This is a genomic window from Saccharothrix carnea, assembly GCF_003014735.1.
GTDB classification, from domain to species: Bacteria; Actinomycetota; Actinomycetes; order Mycobacteriales; family Pseudonocardiaceae; genus Actinosynnema; species Actinosynnema carneum.
Window position 1 is genome coordinate 614,975 of sequence record NZ_PYAX01000004.1, and the last position, 20,881, is coordinate 635,855.

Here is a 20,881-nt window from a genome sequence, read left to right on the forward strand (position 1 = left end):
GCGGGGCGGGGAACTCCGGACTGCGGCACGGGCTCGGGTCCACCGAGGACACCGGACCGCTCTGGGCCGGCGCGGCAGGCGAGGTGGCGGCAGGCCGGGTGTGGGCTGCCGCCACGGGCGCGGCGGCGGCAGCCGCGGTGCTGTCGGCGGGCCGGGTGCGGGATGCGGCCACAGGCGCGGCGGTCGACACGGCGGGACCAATGGCGGCAGGCGCGGCGGCGGGCGCGGCGGCGGGCGCGGCGGCGGGCGACACGGCGGGTGTGGTGGTGGTGGGCCGGGTGTGGGCTGCGGCGCGGGGCATCGCGGCCGGGCCAGTGGCGGCAGGCGCGGTCGGGGCGGTGGGCCGGGTGTCGGCTACGGCCAGGACAGCGGCGGGAGCGATGGCGGTGGGGCCAGGCGTGGTGGGGGCCTGGGTCGCGGCCGGCAGCGGGGTGGAGGTCGGCTGGGTGCGAGGCGGCTGGGCGGCGGGCCGAGCGGGAGTCGGCTGAGTGGCGGCGGGCCGGCCGGGAGGCAGTTGGGCGGCGGCGGGCTGTGCGGCGGGATGGGCGGCGGTGGGATGGGTGTGGGGCGTGGTCGGAGGTTGGGTGGCTGGCGAGGGTGCGGTGGCTCGCGGGGGTGGGGTGGCGGGGGTTGGGGGTGCGGGGTGGTCGCGGTTCCTCATGTTGCAACCGAGGGACGGTAACGGTGTTTCCGTACATTTTCGGGTGATGATCACCCGATCGTGTTTACCGGTGGGGCTTGGTGGGGGTTGTCAGTATGGAGGTCGGGTGGTGCCGGCGCCCGCTGGTGGAGTGGGCGCCGGCGGGTTTCACTCGCCCGTGCTGAAAGCAGCGTCGAAGGAGGCGGTCGGTGGGTCGAACAGGTGGCGGCGGATGAAGCCGACTGCCTCCTCCGCCCCCCGCAGCCGGTCCATTCCGGCGTCCTCCCACTCCACCGAGATCGGGCCGCGGTAGCCGATGGCGTTCAGCGCGCGGAACGATTCCTCCCACGGGACGTCGCCGTGGCCGGTCGAGACGAAGTCCCAGCCGCGGCGCGGGTCGGCCCAGGCCAGGTGGGAGCCCATGCGCCCGTTGCGGCCGTCGAAGCGCTTCTTGGTGTCCTTGCAGTCGACGTGGTAGATCCGGTCGGCGAAGTCGAGGATGAAGCCGACCGGGTCGAGGTCCTGCCAGACGAAGTGCGACGGGTCCCAGTTCAACCCGAACGCGGGACGGTTGCCGACCGCGTCCAGCGCCTTGCGGGTCGTCCAGTAGTCGTACGCGATCTCGGACGGGTGCACCTCGTGCGCGAACCGCACCCCCACCTCGTCGAACACGTCCAGGATCGGGTTCCACCGCCGCGCGAAGTCGGCGTACCCCTCGTCGATCACCGCCTGCGACACCGGCGGGAACATCGCCACGTACTTCCAGATCGACGACCCGGTGAACCCGACCACCGTGTCCACGCCCAACCGCGCCGCCGCCCGCGCCGTGTCCGCCATCTCCGCCGCGGCACGCTGCCGCACACCCTCCGGCGAGCCGTCGCCCCAGATCCGCGCGGGCAGGATCGCCTGGTGCCGGAAGTCGATCGGGTCGTCGCACACCGCCTGCCCGACCAGGTGGTTGGAGATCGCGAACACCTCCAACCCGTACTGCTTGAGCATGGCGCGCTTCGCGGGCACGTAGTCGTCGTCCGCCAACGCCTTGTCGACCTCGAAGTGGTCACCGGAGCAGGCGATCTCCAACCCGTCGTAACCCCACCCGGACGCGAGCCGGCACACCTCCTCGAACGGCAGGTCGGCCCACTGGCCGGTGAACAACGTGACCGGTCGGCTCATCGGGATTCTCCAATCGTCGTCCAGATCGACTGCTGTCCGGCACTCTCCTCCACCGCCGCCAGCACGCGCTGCACCCGCAGCCCATCGGCGAAGCTCGGCGCCGGTTCGACACCGCCGCCGATGGCCGTCAGGAAGTCCGCCACCTCGTGCGTGAACGTGTGCTCGTAGCCGAGCAGGTGCCCCGGCGGCCACCACGCGCCCACGTACGGGTGATCGGCCTCGGTCACCAGGATCCGCCGGAACCCGGCCGCCGAGCCGTCGTCGGCCGAGAACACCGACAGCTCGTTCATCGACTCGAAGTCGAACGCCAGGCTGCCGCGCGTGCCGTTGACCTCCAGCCGCATCGCGTTCTTGCGCCCCAACGCGTACCGGGTCGCCTCGAACGTGCCCAGCGCGCCGGACGAGAAGCGGGCCAGGAACACGGCGGCATCGTCCACGGTGACGTCGGAGAAGCCGTCACCGTCCGGGCGCGAGCGGACGAACGTCTCGGTGGTGGCGCTGACGCCGGTGATCAGGTCGCCGGTGACGAACTGCGCGGCGTCCACGATGTGCGCGCCGAGGTCGCCCAGCGCGCCGGAACCGGCCTTCTCCTTGCGCATCCGCCACGTCATCGGCGACGCCGGGTCGGACAGCCAGTCCTGCAGGTACACCGCGCGGACGTGCCGGACCTCGCCGATCCGGCCTTCCTCGACCAGCCTGCGGGCCAACGCGATCGCGGGCACGCGCCGGTAGTTGAACGCGACCATCGACCGGACGCCGCGTGCGGCGGCCTCGTCCGCCGCGGCGGCCATCGCCTCGGCCTCGGCGACCGTGTTGGCCAGCGGCTTCTCGCACAGCACGTGCTTGCCGGCGGCGAGCGCGGCGAGCGCGATCTCGGCGTGCGTGTCGCCGGGGGTGCAGATGTCGACGAGGTGGACGTCGTCCCGGGCGACGAGCGCGCGCCAGTCGGTCTCCACGGCCGCCCAGCCGTACTTGGTCGCGGCTTCCTTGGTGCGCACCGCGTCACGGCCGCCGAGCGCGGCCAGCCGGGGCGTCAGGGGCACGTCGAAGAACCGGTGGACGCTGCGCCAGGCGTGCGAGTGCACCGCGCCCATGAACGCGTGGCCGACCATGCCCACGCCGATCTCTTCCGTCATCAGCAGCCTTTCACAGCAGTGTCGAACCAGGTCAGGAGTCGAAGCCGACGTCGAGGTACTGGTCGACGTTCTCCTTGGTCACCACGGCGGAGTAGGTGGTGATGGACGCGGGGATGTCGTGCTCGGCCATGTCGCCGATGCCCTTGGCCTGGCCGAGCAGGCGGGCCAGGGCGATCGCCGAGGACGCCATCGACGGGCTGTAGAGGACGGTGGCCTTGACCACGCCGCTGTCGGCCTTGATCAGGTCCATCATGTTGCGCGAGCCAGCGCCGCCGACCATGACGAACTCCTTGCGGCCGGCGCTGTCGATGGCCGCCATCACGCCGATGCCCTGGTCGTCGTCGTGGTTCCACAGGGCGTCCAGCTTGGGCGCGGACTGGAGCAGGTTGGCCGTCTGCTGCTCGCCGGACTCGGAGGTGAACTGCGCCGAGACGCGCGGGCCCACGGAGAAGCCCGCCTTGCCGAGGGCGTCCTTGAAGCCCTGGCTGCGTTCCTGGGTCAGCGGCAGCGAGTCGATGCCCGCGACCTCGCCGATGATCGGGTTGCTGACGTTCTTGGCCTTCAGCTGCGCGGCGATGTACTCGCCCGCGTTGACGCCCATGCGGTAGTTGTCGCCGCCGATCCACAGCCGGTAGGCGAGCGGGGTGTCGAAGACGCGGTCGAGGTTGATGACCGGGATGCCGGCGTCCATGGCCTGGCGGCCGACCTCGGTGAGCGCCTTGCCGTCGAACGGCAGCACCACCAGCACGTCGACCTTGTCGTTGATCAGCGTCTCGACCTGGGCGATCTGCTGGTTGACGTCGTTGGTGCCCTCGGTGGCCTTGAACGTGACGTCGGAGAACTCGTCGGCCTGCGCCTTGGCGTTCTTGGTCATCGCGGCCATCCAGCCGTGGTCGGCGGCGGGCGCGGAGAAGCCGATGGTGACCTGCTTGCCGGGCTGGCTGTTCTGGCCCGAGCCGCCCGCGACGGCGTTGGGCGCGGAGTTGGCGGACTCGTTGGACGTGCAGCCGGCCAGCAGGGCTGCGGTGCCGACGGCGGTGGTGCCCCAAAGGAAGCGGCGGCGGTCGAGTGAGGGCATGGCTGACTCCCGGGTGGTGTGTCGGGGTGGTGGAGGCGTCGGGTCGGCGTGTCAGGTCGCGTGCGCGCCGCGGCGGCGGGCGGTGGTGCGCTGGAGGAGCACCGCGGCGACGATGATCACGCCCTTGGCGATGTTCTGGATGTCGGTGTCGAGGTTGTTCTGGGTGAAGATGTTGCCCACCACGGTGAAGATGAGGACGCCGATGAGCGTGCCGATCAGCGAGCCCCGGCCGCCGCTGAGCAGCGTGCCGCCGATGACGACCGCGGCGATCGCGTCCAGCTCGTAGAACATGCCGTTGGTGGACGCGCCGGAGGTGGTGCGGGCGACGACCATGAGCGCGGCGATGCCGCAGCACAGGCCGGCGAGGCCGTAGACGAGCGCGGTGTGCTTGCGGACGTCGATGCCTGCCAGGCGGGCGGCTTCGGCGTTGCCGCCGACCGCGAACGTGCGGCGGCCGAACGTGGTGCGGTTGAGCAGCACCCAGCCGACCGCGAACACCGCGGCCAGCGTCCAGATCAGCACCGGGATGCCGAGGATGTCACCGCGGAAGAACGTGGTGAACCCGGTTTCGGTGACGACCTGGGTGCGGCGGCCGGAGAGCCGTTCGGCCAGGCCCTTCGCCGACGCGTACATGGCGAGGGTGGCGATGAACGGCACGATCTTGCCGTAGGAGATGAGCAGCCCGTTGACCAGTCCGCAGCCGAGGCCGACCAGCAACGCGCACAGCACCATGACCACCGGCCCGTAGGACTGGGTGGCCACGGTCGTCATCCACACGCCCGCCAGCGCCACGATCGACCCCACGGACAGGTCGATGCCGCCGCTGATGATCACGAACGTCATGCCGACGCTCACCACGCCGATCGCCGCGGCCAGCCGCAGCATGGTGGAGATGTTGGCTTCGGTGAGGAAGCTGTCCGGTCGGGTGGCGTAGCCGACGATGCACAGCACCACCAGCACGCCGAGCAGCCCGGTCAGCCTCAGGTCGAGGTTGCGCCGCTGCTTGCGCGGCTCCCCCGGTGCGGCGGTCTCGGGGTCGACGACCCTCGTCTCGGTCACGACGCCTCCTCTTCGGTGACGGCGCTGCCCGCCATCACCATGTCCAACACGGCGGATTCGGTGAGCTCGTCGGCCCGCCGGTCCGCGATCACCTCGCCGTCGCGCAGCACCAGCACGCGGTCGGCGAGGCCGAGCACCTCGGCGACCTCGCTGGACACCAGCACGACCGCGACGCCGGCCGCGGCCAGCTCGTGGATCACCCGGTACAGCTCGGCGCGGGCGCCGACGTCCACGCCGCGCGTCGGCTCGTCCAGGAGCAGCACCTTGCAGCCCCGGACCAGCCAGCGCGCCACGACGGCCTTCTGCTGGTTGCCGCCGGAGAACTCGGCGACGAGCCGGCGCGGGTCGGCGGGCCGCAGGTCGAGCCGTTCGAGGGTGGCCTTGGAGTCCTTCAGCTCGCGGGCGCGGTCCAGGAAGCCGACGCGGCTGTAGGCGGGGAGGCTGGACAGCGTCACGTTGTGCGCGACCGGCAGGTCCAGCAGCAGGCCCTGTGCCTTGCGCTCCTCCGGTGCCAGCCCGATGCCCGCTTTGACGGCGGCGACGACGCTGCCCGGCCGGACGGGCTTGCCGTCCACCGCGATGTGCCCGGCGTCGGGTTTGCGGGCGCCGAACACGGTCTCCAGGATCTCGCTGCGGCCCGCGCCGACCAGGCCCGCGATGCCCAGGATTTCCCCCGCGTGCACGTGGAAGCCGACGTCGTGGAACTCGCCTCTGCGGGTCAGCCCGGTGACCGTCAGGACTTCCCGCGACGTGTCCAGAGTGGACGTTTCGCGGTGTGGGAAGACCGTCTCCACCTTGCGGCCGGACATCAGGTCGACCAGGTCGGCGGTCGGGGTGTCGGCCGGGAGGTTCGCGGCGACCGTGCGGCCGTCCTTGAGCACGGTGACGCGGCTGCCGATGCGGCGGATCTCTTCGAGGCGGTGGGAGATGTAGAGGACGGCGACACCGTCCCTGGTGAGCTCGCCGACGATGCGGAACAGGTTGTCGACCTCGTCGGCGGCCAGGGCGGCGGTCGGCTCGTCCATCACGATGAGCCGGGCGTCGTGCGCCAGGGCGCGGGCCATCGACACCAGCTGCTGACCGGCGGCGGACAACCGGCCCACCTCGCGGTCGGGGCTGATCTCTGGGTGGCCCAGGCGTGCCATCAACGTCCTGGTGAGGTCGCGGGCCGCGCGGCGGCGGGTGAAGCCGAACCGGGTCGGCTCGTGGCCCAGGAACACGTTCTCCGCCACCGAGACGTCCGGCACCAGGTCCAGTTCCTGGTACATGGTGGCGATGCCCAGCCGCAACGCGGCCACCGGCGACGGCAGCGCGGTCCGCTCACCACGCCACGCGATCTCGCCCTCGTCGGGCTGGTGCGCGCCGGCGAGCACCTTGATCAGGGTGGACTTGCCCGCGCCGTTCTGGCCGAGCAGGCAGTGCACCTCGCCCTCGGCGACCTCCAGGTCCACCTGGTCCAACGCGCGCACGCCCGGGAACGTCTTGCCGATGCCGGTCATCCGGAGCAGGGTCATGCCGAGGCCCCTTCGTGTGAACCGCCCGCCTTGGGCGCTTTGACGGGCACGACGGTCGGGTCGTCGAGCACCCGGCGCAGCGCGGCCAGCGCCGCACCCCTGCCACCGGCGGCGAACCCGAGCGTGGACGCGCTGACCAGCGTCCGCCCGTGCCGTTGCGGCGCGACCAGCCAGTCCTGCAGGGCGGCGAAGTAGCCGCCGAGCACGATCTTGCGCGGGTTGAGCAGGGTCGCCAGGATGGAGAGGCCGGAGGCCAGGGCGGCGGCCGTGCGGTGCAGCGCGTCGAGGGTGCGGGCGTCACCGCGTTCGGCGCGGGTCCGCAGGATCGTCATGCGTTCACCGGGCGCCAGTTCCGGGTTGTGCACCTGGTCGTGGCGCGGTGCGCAGGCGTGCAGGAACGCGTCCAGCCCCACCTGCGTCTCCCAGCACCCGCGCCGACCGCAGGCGCAGGACGTGCTGCCGAGCGGGTCGAGCACCATGTGGCCCACTTCGCCCGCCCGGTTGTCCGCACCGCGCACCAGCGCGCCGTTGGCGATCACGCCCGCCGCGACGCCGTGGTCGCCGGTCAGGTAGACGAGGTCGTCGACGGGGTCGCTGTCGTGCTCGGCGCGGACGGCGAGGTTGGCCTCGTTGTCGAGGTCGACTCGGCCGATGGGCAGGCCGGTCCGCGCCGCCAACCCGTCCACCACGGCCACGTCACGCCAGCGCAGCCGGTCGGCGGTGGCGGTGCCGGTCGCGCGGTCGGCCCGGCCGGGGATCGCCACCGTGACACCGGCCCAGTCGGCCTTCGGCACGTCTTCGAGGGCACGGCGGGTCAGGTCGGCGAGCCGGTCCAGGGCGTGCTCGGGCGCGCTGGTGTCGCAGCTGGTCTGGCGGCGCAGGTGCACTTCGCCGGTCAGGTCGGTGACCGTGGCGCCGAGGTGGCCGGGGTGCACGTCCAACCCGATGCCGCAGACCGCGCCGGGACGCAACTGGACCAGTTGCCCGGGCCTGCCCTGGGTCGTCGTGGTGCCCGCGCGTTCGGTCAGGCCACGTCGTTCGAGGTCTGCCAGGAGCGGGGCGACAGTGGCTTTCGACAGACCGGAGCCGGTGGCCAGTTGGGCACGCGACAACGGGCCGCGGGCGCGGAGCGTGCGCAGGAGGAGGGCGAGGTTGGCCTCGCGCCTGCCTTCGGTCTGCGCCTGCATCGGTGCTCCGACTTCGTCGAGGGAGTCGATCGAACGAGGTGGTTCAGCTCACGTTCGGGGGTGAGTTGCGGCCGATCCTGACAGTCAGCCGCACGACCTGACAAGAACTTGCGCCGACTTTTGTCAGTTCGTTGCAAAAGTCCGCTCCGTTTCGACGGAAGCTCGCCATTGCTTCTGCAAATCACCACCGCCACCGCACCCACGACGGGACCCGAACGTAGAACTCAGGTGTGCTGAACGTTGGACTCACGCGCCCTGAGCGTTGGACTCACGCGTTCTGAACGTAGGACACGCGGGACCTGAGGGTTCGACACGCGGAGGGGCGGGAGCACGACGGGGCCGGAGGGTGACCGCGGAGGCCCGATTTGACATGGGTTCGGGTGCTTTGGCCTGCCTGGAGTGCCCGTAAGGGCCCCGTGTCAAATCGAGCCGGAAGAAACCACAGACACCCAGCCGGCCCGACAACCACCGGCCGGCGTCAGCCCGCCGGGGAGAACGCGCGGTCGGTCGCCGACCAGGCCGCGCCCGTCACGCCCGCCAGCTCACCCAACTCCGACAACACGATCGGCAGGTTGCCCGTCGCCAACGGCAGCGAGCGCCGGTAGACCGCACTGCGCACCTCGGCCAGCAGCGAGTGCCCCAACCGCGACACCCCACCGCCGATGACCACCATCCCCGGGTTGAGGAAGCTGACCAGCGACGCGACCACGTGCCCCAGCCGCCTGCCGCCCTCCCGCACCAGGTTCGCCGCCGCGAAGTCGCCCGCCGCGGCGGCGGTGCCGACGTCCTCGGCGGTCAGCACACCCTTGTCGTGCAACGCGGTGGCCAGTGCGACGGACCGGCCGCTGCGCGCCAACGTCGTGGCGTCACGGGCCAGCGCCGAACCACCGAAGTACGCCTCCAGGCAACCGACCTCGCCGCACGCGCACGCCGGGCCGAAGTCGTCCAGCCTGATGTGCCCGATGTCGCCGGCGGTGCCCGCCACACCTCGGTAGACCTTGCCACCGAGCACGATCCCGCAGCCGATGCCGGTGCCGACCTTGACGAAGATCAGGTCCTCCAGCGACCGGGCGACCCCCGCGTGCCGCTCGCCCAACGCCATCGCGTTCACGTCGTTGTCCACCGTCACCGGGCAGCCCCACCGCCCCGCCAGCTCGTCGCGCACGGGGTAGCGGTCCCAGCCGGGCATGATCGGCGGCGCGACCGGCATTCCGTCGCGGAAGCTCACCGGACCCGGCAGGCCGATGCCCGCGCCGATCAACCGGCCCGACGCCTTGGCGTAGACGACGTCGGCCAGTTCGGCGACCCGGCTCAGCACCTGCGCCGGCCCGCTGCGGACGTCGCAGTCCTCGCTGCGGCTCTCCAGCACCTCGCACCGGCCATCGGTGACGGCGACCGTCACCGAGGTCGCGCCCACGTCCACGCCGAGCACGCGCAGGTCGTCGGCCAGGTGGACGAGCGTCGACCGCCGGCCGCCCCGGCTGGCCGCCGGTCCACCGACCTGCACCAGACCGACGTCCACCAGCCTGGCCAGCTCGGCGGTCAGCTTGGCCCGCGGCAGCTCCAGCCGCTCCCCCAGCGCGACCCGGGACATCGCGCCCTCGTCGCGGAGCAGGCCGAGCAGCTCCGACTGCCTGCCGGAAACCACCCGCGGCTGCTGGCCGCTGCCCGTCGCACTGCTCATGGCACCAATTTACGGCCAGCGATCCTCCGGGCGCGCAGCACAGCGCGCTCGCACCTCCGACGAACCGGCCCGGTCCCGGTCACCGGGAATTCACGAGCGCGGCCCGCGGGCCGGGTGGTTGCATCCGGGCATGCCGATCGACCACCACCTGCTCGCCCTGTTCACGTTGACCACCATCATCGCGATGATCACCCCCGGACCCGACATGCTGTTCGTCCTCGGCTGCGGTATGCGCGGCGGACCGCGGGCCGGGCTGCTGGCCACCGCCGGAGTGGCGACGAGCGAGGCCGTCCACGTCATCGTCGCGGCGGCGGGCCTGGCCGCGTTGTTCGCCGCGGTGCCGGTGGCGTTCACGGTCGTCCGCACGATCGGCGCGGCCTACCTGGTCTACCTGGGCGTGCAGGCCATCCGCCACCGCGGGCGCACCGTGGTCGGCGAGGCGGTGACCGGCGGCATGTCCGGCCGCCGCGCCTTCCTCACCGGGATGGCGACCAACCTGCTCAACCCGAAGATGGTCACCTTCACGATCGCGTTCCTGCCGCAGTTCATCAACCCGGACCTCGGCCGGGTGTGGCTCCAGTTCGTCATCCTCGGCGCGATCCTGATCGTGCTGGAGTTCGTGGTGGACGGCGCGGTCGGCGTGCTGGCCGGCCGGATCGGCGGCTGGTTGCGCCACCGGCACGCCGCCCGCCGCCGGATCGACGTCGCCACCGGCGGCGTGTTCATCGGGCTCGGCGTCCGACTGGCCGTGGAGCGCTGATCGCGGCGCCGTCGACCGGCGTACGACCGTTCGCGATCGGCTCGCGCACGGCCGCCTCGGCTCACCACCGTGGCGCAAACGGCGCACGCCCGACGACACCGGAACGCGGTCGGTGCCGGGTGGCCCCGACCTGGCGCACGTCGCGCCCTGTCCTGCCTCGCGCCGGCCGCCGCACGATCGGCTGATCGCGGCGCGCGCCACCGGTCCGTCCACTGTGGACGATCCGGTGGCCCTGCCCGCGGTCGCGCCGAGAAGGTCCGCCGATCCCGGTAAACTGCGGCTCCACCGAGCCAGGGGGTAGTGCCGTTGCGGTTCGAGGTCCTGGGGCCGCTGCGCGTGACGCGTGACGGCGAACCGGTCGCGGTGGGCGGGCCGAAGCAGCAGCGGCTGCTGGCGGTGCTCCTGCTGCGCCACAACCAGGTCCTGACCGCTGACTGGCTGGTCGACGCCCTGTGGGACGGCCGACCGCCCGCCAGCGCCGACGTCACCCTCCGCACGTACGTGGCCGGGCTGCGGCGCGCCCTGGAGCCGGACCGGCGGGCGCGGTCGTCCGGCGAACTGCTGCGCAACCACCCCGGCGGCTACCGGTTGCGCGTGCCGCCGGAGGCGATCGACTTCGTCCGGTTCACCGATCTCGTGCGGCGGGCCGCCGCGACCGGCGACCCGGCGACCGCCGAACGCCTCTACACCGACGCGCTGGCCCTGTGGCGCGGCGACCTGGTCGACGTGGTCGCCGTCCGGCCCGACGTGGCACGGCTGGTCGAGGCGAGGCTCGCGGCGGAGGAAGGGCGGTTCGCCGCCGCCGTCGCGACCGGCCGGGACGTGGTGCCGGAGCTGCGCCGGTTCGTGACCGCCCACCCCGGCCGCGAGCACGCCCGCGCGCAGCTCATGCTGGCCCTCTACCGGACCGGGCGGCAGGCCGACGCGCTCGCCGCCTACACCGAGGGCCGTCGCGTGCTCGCCGACGAGTACGGCGTCGAACCCGGCGCGGAGCTGCGCGACCTGCACCGCCGGATCCTCGACCACGACGTGCCGGCACCCGCGGCTCCCGGCCACGGGCTCGTCGGGCGGCCTGGTGAGCTGTCCGAACTCCACGACCTGCTCACCACCGCTCTCCGGACCGGACGGGTGGCGGCCATCGTCGGCGAGGCGGGCATCGGCAAGACCAGCCTGGCCCGCGCCGTGGACGGCCGCGCGACGGCCGCGGGCGTCCCGGTCGTCTGGGGCCGCTGCCCCGACCTCGGTCAGGCGCCGCCGTTCTGGCTGTGGACGCAGGTGGTGCGCGCCCTGGTTGCGCTGCCGCAGGCCGGTGACGCCGCCCGCACGCCCGCGCTGGCCGGGTTCGCCGACGGGCCGCCGGCCGAGTCCGGGGTCGACCGGGCGGCCCGCTTCCGCACCTACCAGGCCGTCGCGGACCTCGTGCGCGCCGTCGCCGCACCGGCCGGGCTGGTCGTCGTGCTGGACGACCTGCACGCCGCGGACCTGGACTCGTTGCTACTGCTGCGCTACCTCGCTTCCACCGTCCACACCGGACGGACGCTGGTCCTGCTCACGCTCCGCCCCTACGAGCACGACGCCGACCTGGTCGCCACGCTCGCCGACCTCGCCCGCGCGCCCGGGTTCCGGCAGCTGCGCCCCGCCGGTCTGGACGCGGACGCCGTCGCCGAGCTGGTGCGCGGTCGGACCGGGACCGAACCGGCACCGCACCTGGTGACGGGGCTGGTCGAGCGCACCGGCGGCAACCCGTTCTTCATCACCGAGCTGCTCGCCTCACCCGACCCGGCCGGGGGCGAGCCGCCGCCGAGCGTGCGCGACACCGTCCGGGTGCGGCTGAACGCGCTCGACGGCACCACCCGCGACTGCCTGGACCTGCTCTGCGTCGCCGGGCGCGACCTGGACCTCCGGGTGCTCGCGCAGGCGTCCGGCGCGGCCGTCGCGGACCTGCTCGCGCACCCGCACGCCGCACACCTGGTGGTCGGCGCCGGTCCCGGCGTGGTCCGGTTCCGGCACCCGCTGCTCGCCCAGGCGGCCTACGCCGACCTGGCCCCGCCGCGACGCGCCGCGCTGCACGCCCGACTGGCCGACGCCGGCGCCGACGTGCTCACCCCGGCGGAGCTGGCCCACCACTACGGGCAGGCGGTGGGCCTCGGCCACGGCGACGACCACCTGCGGTGGACGTTGCGCGCCGCGGAGGACGCCACCCGCCGGCTGGCGTACGAGGACGCGTTGGCCCACCTCGACCGCGCCGCCGCGCTGTTGGCCGGGCACCCGGCACGCGAACTGGACGTGCACCTGCGCCGCACCGCGCTGCTCCAGATCACCGTGGGCATCGGCAGCGACGCCGTCGACCGGGCCGCCGCGCGGGCCAGGGCGCTGCTCCCCCACGTGGACACCGACCCGCGGCCCGCGCTCTGGACGCTCGGCGAGCTGGCCTGCAACCGGGCGGAGTTCGCCATCGCCGCCGACCTGGCCCGGCAGCTGACGGCCGGCGAGGGCCTGATCCCCGCCGCCGGCCACTACCTGCTCGGCGTGGTCGGCTACTTCACCGGCCGCCTCGCCGCCGCCGACGCCGACCTGAGCACGGCCGTCGCCCGGTTGCGCGACGTCGACCCGCGGCAGCTCGTCGGCCAGGCGGGCCGCACGCCCACCCTCTCCCCGTACGACTTCCGCGCGCTGGTGCGGTCCCTGCGCGGTGACGGCGCGGCGGCCCGCGCGGACCTCGCCGCCGCCCTCGACCTCGCCGAACGGGCCGACGACCCGTACGGCCGGGCCAACGCCGCGCTGTTCACCGCGTGGCTGGCGCTGCAGGAGCACGACGTCGAGCTGGGGCGTGCCGCGGCCCGGCGCTGCCGGGAGACCGGCGAGCGGCAGGGCATGCGGCACTTCGTGACGACCGGTGACTTCGTGGCCGAGTGGGCGGCCGTGCGCGGTGGCGACGCGGGGAGGCTGGCGGCGATGCGCGCCGCGGGTGACGCGATCTACCGGCTCGGGCTGCGGTCGACCCGCACGATCACCACCGCCGCGATGGCCGACGCCTACCTGGTCGCCGGACGGCACGCCGAGGCGGAACGGCTGGCCGACGAGGGCTTGGCGCTGGCCGAGGCCGGCGGTGAACGGGTGCTCGCGGCCGAGCTGCACCGGGTCCGCGGCACGGCCCGGGGTGACGCGGCCGAACTCGCCGCAGCCGCCGAACTGGCCACCGCACAGGGCGCCCACCTGCTGTCGGCCCGCGCGGCAGCCGGTGCGGGAGCCGGTGTGGAGATGGACCTCCACACGGATTCCACAGCCGACCGCTGACATGGGCGCATGGAGTTCGACGTCGTAGTTGTCGGTTGCGGCCCGGTCGGCGCGGTGACCGCGAACCTGCTCGGCCTGCACGGTGTCCGCACGCTGGTCGTGGAACGGTCCACCGGTCCGCACGGGCAGCCGCGGGCGTTCTCGTGCGACGACGAGGCGCTGCGGATCTACCAGCAGGCCGGTCTCGCGGTGGCCCGTGACCTGCACCGGCCCTCGACCGCCGAGTACGTGGACGCGAAAGGCAAGCCGTTCGCCACGATCGCGCTGGACGAAGTCGACTTCGGGCTCGGCGCGGGCCCGCTGCACTTCTTCGACCAGCCGCGGTTGGAGGCGGTGCTGCGGGCGGGCCTGGACCGGTTCCCGCACGTGGTGCTGCGGACCGGCGTCGAACTGGTCGAACTGGGTGACGACGTGGTGGTGCGCGACCTCAGGACAGGTGCGACGGAGGCTGTGCGCGCCCGTTACGTGCTGGGGTGCGACGGCGCGCGCAGCACGACGCGGGCGGCGGCCGGGATCGGGCTGTCCGGATCGTCCTACGCCGAGCCGTGGCTGGCCGTGTCCGGCACGCTGGAGCCCGCGGCGGTCCGGGTGCCGACCACGCGGTTCGTGTGCGACTGGCGTCGTCCGGCGTTCGTGTCACCCGGTGCGTTCGACGGCTACCGGCTGGAGTTCATGCTCCGGCCGGGCGAGACGGCCGAGGAGATGACCAGGCCGGACACCATCGCGCGGCTCGTCTCGCCGTACGTCGACCCGGCGCGGTTCACCGTGACGCGGGCGACCGTCTACACCTTCCACCACCTGGTCGCGTCGCGGTGGCGGTCCGGGCGGGTGTTCCTGCTCGGTGACGCGGCGCACCAGATGCCGCCGTTCCTGGGCCAGGGACTGTGCAGCGGGTTGCGTGACGCGGCGAACCTGACTTGGAAGCTGGGTCTCGTGCTGGGCGGCCGGGCCGACGAGGCGCTGCTGGACAGCTACGAGACCGAACGCCGCCCGCACGTCGAGGAGATGGCGCGGACCAGCGTGCGGCTCGGCCGGGTGTTCCTGGTGCGCGACCGGTTCGCCGCGGCCGTGCGGGACGCCGTGCTGCGCGCCGCGCAGACCGTCCCGCGGGTGCGGCGCTTCGTGCGGCACTTCGAGTTCAAGCCGCTGCCCGCCCTGCGCCGGGGCGTGCTGGCGGGCGGGAGGCGGCGCGGCGCGGTCGGCACGATGTTCCCGCAGCCCAGGGTGGGCGTGCCGGGTTCGGCGACGCCCCGGCCGCTGGACTCGGTGCTGGGCGTGGAGTTCACCGTGATCGGGCCGGGGGTGGACCGGGCGACCGCGACGGCCTGGCAGGGACCGCCCGCCCGGTTCGTGCGGGTGCTGCGGACCGCGGACGACGACAACACCGAGGTGACGTCCGTGGTCGACGTGGACGGCACGTTGACGGCCTGGTTCGCCCGGCACGGCACGGACGTGGCGGTGCTGCGGCCGGACCGGTTCGTCTACTCGCTGCGGCCGGTGGTCGAGCCGGGTGACGGGCTGCGCGCACCGGTCGGTCACGATCCCGGCGTGCCCGGTCAGTAGATCCGCGTCGACGTGTAGATCAAGGTGAAGCCGGTGTCGACCAGGGCGCCGGCCGGGTCGAAGCAGGCGATCCACACCGAGGCGTCGTTCGCGCGGCTGTAGTCGTTGAGCAGCATCACGCTGCAGTGGTTGCCGTGACCGGCGGCGGTGACGTGCGCGGTGCTGCGGATGTAGCCGTTGGTGAGGTGGACCCGGTACTTGCCGGTGGACAGCTGCTCCAGCGTCATCGGGGCGTTGCCCGACGCCCACCGCGTGGTGGTCACCGGGGCGCCCGTCGTCGGCGAGTCCTCCGCCACGAGGTAGGCGCCGACCGGTTTGCGCGGGTCGTCCAGCAGGTTGTGGCGCACCGTGAACGCGGCGGTGAACGCGGTGTCCGCCGGCGAGCCGCCCGGTGCCGTGCACGCGAAGTCGGCGAGCTGCCCGCGCCTGCCGACGACGGCGCAGTGGCGCGGCACCGGCCCGACCGCCGTCACCTCGACCACGCCGCCGGCCGACCCCGGGAAGTCCGCGGTGTAGCGGCCGACGCCTGTCCTGGTGACCACGCCCGCGTTCGCGCCGTGCCGCCAGTCGGGGGTGAAGGTGGCCGCGGTGGGCTGGTCGTCGTGCACGAAACCACGCGCACCGGAGGCGGACCCGGCCACGTACCGCAGGAAGAACGGCACGTCGTCCGGGTTGCCCGCCCGGTCGAAGCACAGCACGTCGACCACCTCGTCGGCACCGTCCTGGAACCAGGTCGACGGCTGGCAGGACACGCCGGGCCGGTAGCCGACGCCGTCGTACCAGGCGGCGTAGTCGAAGGTGGTCACCTTCACGCTGCCGCCTGGTGCGCCGACGCCCGGCAGCCGGACGCGCTGCCTGCCGACGCCGATGTGCGTGGCGGTCGGGTAGCCGATGGCCGGGTTGGTCATCTCCCACGGGCCGTAGGTCCAGTTCGCCTCGTCGTTGTTCGGCACGGTCGGCCCGGACAGCGCGCGGGTCGTGCCGATCGGGGTCTCCACGTACTGGACGCGAACGTGGCCCCACGTGGCGGCGGGCACCGGGGGGTCGGGCGAAATCGTGGTGGTCGGTGGTGTGCCCGTGCGGTCGGTGTCCGTCGTGCCCGGTTGCCGCCTCTCCCCCGGCACGTCACGCGGCGTGGTGCCGTTGGTCGGGGCGGGCGGGCCGGTGAGCGCCGGCCCGTCCGGCGCGGTGGTGGTCGTCGGGTCCGGCACGGTGCCGGCCGCACCCGGCGGCTGTCCCGTCACGGAGGTGGTCGGCGGCACGGCGGTGGCCTCCTCGCGGCTGCCGGACGCCGACATGGTGGTCAGCACGAGCCCCGCCACCGCCGCCAGTGACACGACCCCGCGCACGACGCCCGGGTTCTCCTGCACCAACCGTCCCACCGGCGTGCTCGTCAGCGCGGTGGCGCACGCGTCGCGCACGGCCTTCGCCGAGGCCGCCGCGGTGCCACCCAGTTCGGCGACCCGCGCCAAGATAGCGTCCACAGTGGACAGTGGCTGCCGCGCGGACAGGTGCCGGACCTCGGCGTCCAGCTCGCGCAGCCGGACCGCGAGCCGCTCGTCCCCGTCGTCACCGGCCAGCCCGACCGCGCCCGCCAGCACCTCGGCGGCCTGCCGGGTGTTGCCGTCGTTGAGCCGGCACACGGCCAGCGCGTAGCGGAAGGACAGCTCGTCGCGCACGGACCCGGCGCCGATCGCGGCGCGCAGCCCGAGCCCCAGCACGATCGCCAACGCGCCCCAGTGCCGTGACCACACCAGCCCCGCGGACGCCGCACGGGCCAGCGCCAACGCGGTCTCGGGCAGCTCCGCGGCCAACGTCCGCTTCAGCGCCCGCTCCACGACGTCGAGCTCGTCGGCGATGGCGTCGGGTTCCGCCACCGACACCCACTCCGTGACGCGGTCCACCAGCGACGGCAGGTCGTCGTCCGCGAACGGCGGCGCGAACCCGGCGACCACGTCACCGACGCGGAAGCGGTCGCCTTCCCGGTGCGCCAAGCGCTTGCGGGCCAGCTTGTCCGCGCCGTGCTCCTCGGGCACGCCGCAGACGGCGGACAGCAGCTCCGCTCCCCACCACACGTCGCCCAACGCGACCAGCGGGCGCAACGCCTCGCGGGCCCGTCCGGTGAGCGAGTCGAGCACGATCGGGACGACCTGCGCGAGCGCCTCGGCACCGGGCAGCCCCTCGGGGACGACACCCAGGCCACGGGCCGAGTCACGCAGCACCGCGCGTTCCAGGACGTCCAAGGGGTTGCCGTCGCACGCGTCCCAGTCGCTCTCGACCGCCGCGACGTCCGGCTCACCGACCTCGTCGCGCACCATGGCGAGCGTGTCGGCCAACGGCAACCCGCCCAACACCCGCTGCCTGCCCACCACCCACAGGTCGTCGCGCCGCGACGTCAGCACGAACACGCTGCGGGGCAGGGCCGACACGACCAGCCGGGCGTCGTCGGGCGGCAGGTCCACGCCGTCCAGCACGACGACCGCGCGGACGTCGGCGAGCAGCCTCCGGGCCAGGCCCTCGGGCACCACCGTGCCCGCGTCCAGCTCGTAGCACTCGTGCACGAGGTCCCCAAGGACGTCCGCGACCGACCGCGCCACCCGGGCCGGCCACAGCAGGCCGACGTCGTCGCCCACCGAGAGCGCACCGGTGTTCGCCGCGTGCTGGAGCAGCAACGTCTTGCCGGCGCCCTTCGGCCCGGTCACCACGACGTGCCTGCCCGCGGCCACGCTGTCGCGCACGAACGCCAGGTCGTCCGCGCGGCCCCGCACCGGCGAGCGGAGGGTGCGCGCGAGGGTCGCGGGCAACGGCCGCCGCACCAGGTCGTCCGGCCGCAGCACCGGCCGGGGCGCGTCCAGCCGCCGATCGATCGACTGGTGGACGTGCAGGTCCCGCCCGACCTGGATGACCTGGGCAGCTCCGGCTGCCACCGCCACCTGGCCGAGCGCCTCCCGCCCGCCACCGGGCCGTCGCCGAGTGCCCATCACCGGTCATCGTCCTACGGTCCACCGGACCGCGAGCCGCAAGGATGCGGTCCGCCGCGCATTCGCTCAGCGGGGCGTGGTGGGGCACCACGGTGCGCGGCGGAGGTCGACGTCGTCGCGGTTCGGGTAGTCGCCGCAGGAGGCCAGCACGGTGGGCGGCTCGCCGTCGGTCACCCCGAGCACCGCCAGGAACTTGTCGATCGGGACCTGCCCGTCCCCGAAGTCGATCACGCCGCTCTCGCCGGACAGCGCCCGCTCCCCGCCGATGTCGCTCATCTCCTTCCAGACGTGACCGGGCGACACCGGGATGTCACCGAGCTGGATCATGGCGTGCACGAACAGGTACAGCGCGTCGTAGGTGAGCGCCGCGTGGCCGTCCAGCGACGGGTTCGCGCCACCCTCGCACTCCTCCGGCACGAGGTGGCGCAGCGTCTGGTGCATCTCCGTCGCCGCCGCGCAGCCCTGGGCGCCGATCGCGAACGACAGGTACTCGAACGGGATCTCCGGGTGCTGACCGCGCAACGTGTCGTCGGCGGCGTAGCGGGCGATGTCGTCCCCGGCCAGCAGCACGGGCGGGTCGCTCTTGCACCCGGCGCTCAGACCGTCCATGAGCTTGCCGAAGTCCGCGGGCCGTCCCGCGAAGAACACCACCTCGTCGTCACCGACGTCGCACAGCGACTGGCCGAGCCGCCTGGCGTCGGAGCCCTGCCCCGCCGACACCGGCTGGTACGGCTGCTCGCGCACCCGCAACCCCAGTTCGGCGAACCGCTCCGCCACGTCGAGCCGCAGGTTGGCCGCGTAGGAGTCCTGCTCGTCGCTGGAGTGCACGATCACCACGCCGCTCTTGCCCGGGTGGTTCGCGCGCACGTGCCGGGCCGCGACCTCCGCCTGCCGGTCGTTGGTCGGCGAGACCTGGAAGTACATCCGGGACGCCGTGGGCATCTCGTCGTCCGACAGCGTCGCGGCGACCACCGGCAGGCCCACCTTCCCCAGCGCGGTGATCGTGTCCCTGGTCGGCGTGCTGCTCAACGCCATGCCGAGCACGCCGACGATGCTCTTGTCCCGCTCCGGCATCGACCCGAGGACCTCGGCGACCACGCCTCCGTGCTGCATCGCCGAGCCCGCGTTGCTCAGCAGGACCCGGATCAGGGGGTCGTCGGAGTCGGTGCGGTCGAGCAGCCGCGCCTGCCGGGCCGCGACGCCGACCAGCCTCGCGGTGTTGCTGGCCAGCGCGTCCCGGGCCGTGCCCATCGCCGACACGTACACGACGGTCGCGTAGGGGCGGCCGGGGTCGCGCGCGTGCGCCTCCAGCACCTTCCGGTTCTGGTCCACGATCAACTGCTGGACCCGGTTGAAGCGCTGGAGGTCCTCGCCGTCCGCCTCGCCGAACAGCGGTACCGGGCCCGTCGTCACGCCGACGCAGTCGTCGCCGATCCGGCGCAGCGTGTGCGCGTCGGGGTTGTCCCGGTCCAGGCCGCAGTGGTCGAACCGCCACCGGTCGCTCGCGGCGACCACCTGCGTCACGTGCCGGTAGCCGACCGTGGCCACCGACCCGAGCAGGAGCAGCACCACGACCGCGAGCACCGACGTGCGCGACCAGATCGGGGCCTGCCGCACCGACAGCGTGGCCGTGGGCGGCACCTCACCGCGCACCACGGTCACGTCCGGCACCCGCAGCGGCAGGAACCACGCGGTGGGACGGCGGGCCCGGCTGTCCGTGGCCAGCTTGCGCGCCCACGTCTCGTAGGCGTGGCTCGCCTGGCCCACCGGCGCCGGTTCGCGCTCGGCGGCGGTCTCCGCGTCCGGTGGCACCTTGGCGCTGCCGGAGATGATCACCAGCGGGTCGAACGCGCCGGTGTCGTTGCGGACGTCGTTGATGATCTTCAGCAGGGCGTAGCCGCCGTTGTCGCGGCGGATGCCGTCCAGCAGCACGACCGGGTACACCGTGCGGCGGGCCGACCTGATCCGCCACCACGACCGCCGGTACGCGCGGCGCACGTCCTCCAGGAATGCGTTGACCAGCAGCTTCGCCAGCTGGCCGGTGTCCTCGCGCGGCTCGGCGCTCTGACCGGGCACCAGTGCGGAGGTCAACCGCTCGGCGAAGCCGATGAACGTGCCCGGGTCGTGCGGCGCGAGGTAGGGCTGGCGGAGCAGCCACCGGTACTCGCTGCCCGGCACGACCCCGCGCAGCTTCGCCCGGAACAGGAAGGACGGCGCGAGCCGCACCACCAGCCGCACCCACCACGGCGCGGTCCCGGCGGCGTCGTCCAGCACGTCCTTCAGGTCGTCACCGCTGCGCCGGCCCAGGTCCCGCTCCCGCAATCGCGTCAGCAGGGTCGCGGCCGACTCCGGGTCGGTGCCGTCCAACCGCTGGTTCATCAGCCAGTAGACCAGCTCGAAGCGCCGGAACTCGTGCCGCCCGTAGCGGTCGTTCGCGCCGTGGGCCAGTTCGCGGGCGACGCGCACCAGCACCGACCCGACTGCTTCCACCGTGCCGGGCTCGGGCAGGGCCGCGTCCGGTTCCGGGAACCGGTGGTAGGCGTGCGGCACGCGGCCGGGGTGCGCGCCGCGCAGGTGCGCCTGCAGGGCTTGCAGCAGACCGGCCGCCTGCGTGCCGCGGACCAGGCAGACCAGCGGGATGCCCCGGTCGCCACCGGCCCGCGGGCCCGACCGGCGGCCCGGCAGTTCGCCGAACCGCGGCCGTTCGGTCAGCTCCTGCAGGAGCTTCACCAGCTCGTCCACGACCTCGGCCGACGAAAAGCGTTCCCCTGCACCGTGTTCGGCCACCGGACTCCTCGCGGACCTGCTC

At 73.6% G+C, this 20,881-nt stretch carries 13 protein-coding genes; 4 read left to right on the forward strand and 9 right to left on the reverse strand.

What is annotated here, in order from left to right; translation table 11 throughout:
- Positions 1-98: 98 nt before the first annotated feature.
- Positions 99-488, forward strand: a complete 390-nt coding sequence (locus B0I31_RS14385; RefSeq protein WP_106615834.1) for a hypothetical protein — start codon at positions 99-101, stop codon at positions 486-488.
- A gap of 320 nt (positions 489-808) precedes the next feature.
- Here B0I31_RS14385 and B0I31_RS14390 read toward each other — a convergent pair whose 3' ends face one another.
- The 7 genes from B0I31_RS14390 to B0I31_RS14420 form a co-directional block, all read right to left on the reverse strand.
- On the reverse strand, positions 809-1,813 hold the full coding sequence (locus tag B0I31_RS14390) for a sugar phosphate isomerase/epimerase family protein (RefSeq protein ID WP_106615835.1): 1,005 nt from the start codon (positions 1,811-1,813) through the stop codon (positions 809-811).
- Positions 1,810-2,949: a Gfo/Idh/MocA family protein gene (locus tag B0I31_RS14395; protein ID WP_106615836.1), complete on the reverse strand. Its 1,140-nt coding sequence runs from the start codon at positions 2,947-2,949 to the stop codon at positions 1,810-1,812. The genes B0I31_RS14390 and B0I31_RS14395 overlap by 4 nt, the downstream gene beginning before the upstream one ends.
- A gap of 31 nt (positions 2,950-2,980) precedes the next feature.
- The gene (locus B0I31_RS14400; protein ID WP_106615837.1) at positions 2,981-4,027 is read right to left on the reverse strand and encodes a substrate-binding domain-containing protein; all 1,047 of its coding nucleotides are present in this window, start codon (positions 4,025-4,027) and stop codon (positions 2,981-2,983) included.
- A 51-nt stretch (positions 4,028-4,078) separates the two neighbouring features.
- Complete coding sequence (locus B0I31_RS14405; protein WP_106615838.1) at positions 4,079-5,086, reverse strand: ABC transporter permease; 1,008 nt, start codon at positions 5,084-5,086, stop codon at positions 4,079-4,081.
- Complete coding sequence (locus B0I31_RS14410; protein ID WP_106615839.1) at positions 5,083-6,600, reverse strand: sugar ABC transporter ATP-binding protein; 1,518 nt, start codon at positions 6,598-6,600, stop codon at positions 5,083-5,085. The genes B0I31_RS14405 and B0I31_RS14410 overlap by 4 nt, the downstream gene beginning before the upstream one ends.
- Positions 6,597-7,817 carry an ROK family protein gene (locus tag B0I31_RS14415; RefSeq protein WP_342751483.1) on the reverse strand — a complete coding sequence of 407 codons (1,221 nt, stop codon included), beginning with the start codon at positions 7,815-7,817 and terminating at the stop codon, positions 6,597-6,599. Before B0I31_RS14415 ends, B0I31_RS14410 begins: the two co-directional genes overlap by 4 nt.
- Positions 7,818-8,265: 448 nt before the next feature.
- Positions 8,266-9,471 carry an ROK family transcriptional regulator gene (locus tag B0I31_RS14420; protein WP_106615841.1) on the reverse strand — a complete coding sequence of 402 codons (1,206 nt, stop codon included), beginning with the start codon at positions 9,469-9,471 and terminating at the stop codon, positions 8,266-8,268.
- Between the two features lie 130 nt (positions 9,472-9,601).
- Here B0I31_RS14420 and B0I31_RS14425 point away from each other — a divergent pair, with 130 nt between their 5' ends.
- From B0I31_RS14425 to B0I31_RS14435, 3 genes are all read left to right on the forward strand, one after another.
- Positions 9,602-10,231: a LysE family translocator gene (locus B0I31_RS14425; RefSeq protein WP_106615842.1), complete on the forward strand. Its 630-nt coding sequence runs from the start codon at positions 9,602-9,604 to the stop codon at positions 10,229-10,231.
- 306 nt (positions 10,232-10,537) lie between these two features.
- Positions 10,538-13,528, forward strand: coding sequence for an ATP-binding protein (locus tag B0I31_RS14430; protein ID WP_106615969.1), 2,991 nt, complete (start codon positions 10,538-10,540; stop codon positions 13,526-13,528).
- Between the two features lie 9 nt (positions 13,529-13,537).
- A complete protein-coding gene (locus B0I31_RS14435; RefSeq protein WP_106615843.1) occupies positions 13,538-15,091 on the forward strand; it encodes a bifunctional 3-(3-hydroxy-phenyl)propionate/3-hydroxycinnamic acid hydroxylase in 1,554 nt (517 codons plus the stop codon).
- Here the strand turns inward: B0I31_RS14435 and B0I31_RS14440 are convergent.
- A complete protein-coding gene (locus tag B0I31_RS14440; RefSeq protein WP_106615844.1) occupies positions 15,085-18,072 on the reverse strand; it encodes a hypothetical protein in 2,988 nt (995 codons plus the stop codon). The genes B0I31_RS14435 and B0I31_RS14440 overlap by 7 nt on opposite strands.
- Positions 18,073-18,138: 66 nt before the next feature.
- Positions 18,139-20,859, reverse strand: a complete 2,721-nt coding sequence (locus B0I31_RS14445; protein WP_106615845.1) for a type 1 periplasmic-binding domain-containing protein — start codon at positions 20,857-20,859, stop codon at positions 18,139-18,141.
- Positions 20,860-20,881: the final 22 nt, after the last annotated feature.

Bases quoted from the DNA above. Each gene is read 5' to 3' on its own strand.
- B0I31_RS14440 (WP_106615844.1), bottom strand. From the start codon at position 18,072: ATGGGCACTCGGCGACGGCCCGGTGGCGGGCGGGAGGCGCTCGGCCAG.
- B0I31_RS14395 (WP_106615836.1), bottom strand. From the start codon at position 2,949: ATGACGGAAGAGATCGGCGTGGGCATGGTCGGCCACGCGTTCATGGGC.
- B0I31_RS14390 (WP_106615835.1), bottom strand. From the start codon at position 1,813: ATGAGCCGACCGGTCACGTTGTTCACCGGCCAGTGGGCCGACCTGCCG.
- B0I31_RS14435 (WP_106615843.1), top strand. From the start codon at position 13,538: ATGGAGTTCGACGTCGTAGTTGTCGGTTGCGGCCCGGTCGGCGCGGTG.
- B0I31_RS14420 (WP_106615841.1), bottom strand. From the start codon at position 9,471: ATGAGCAGTGCGACGGGCAGCGGCCAGCAGCCGCGGGTGGTTTCCGGC.
- B0I31_RS14400 (WP_106615837.1), bottom strand. From the start codon at position 4,027: ATGCCCTCACTCGACCGCCGCCGCTTCCTTTGGGGCACCACCGCCGTC.
- B0I31_RS14410 (WP_106615839.1), bottom strand. From the start codon at position 6,600: ATGACCCTGCTCCGGATGACCGGCATCGGCAAGACGTTCCCGGGCGTG.
- B0I31_RS14425 (WP_106615842.1), top strand. From the start codon at position 9,602: ATGCCGATCGACCACCACCTGCTCGCCCTGTTCACGTTGACCACCATC.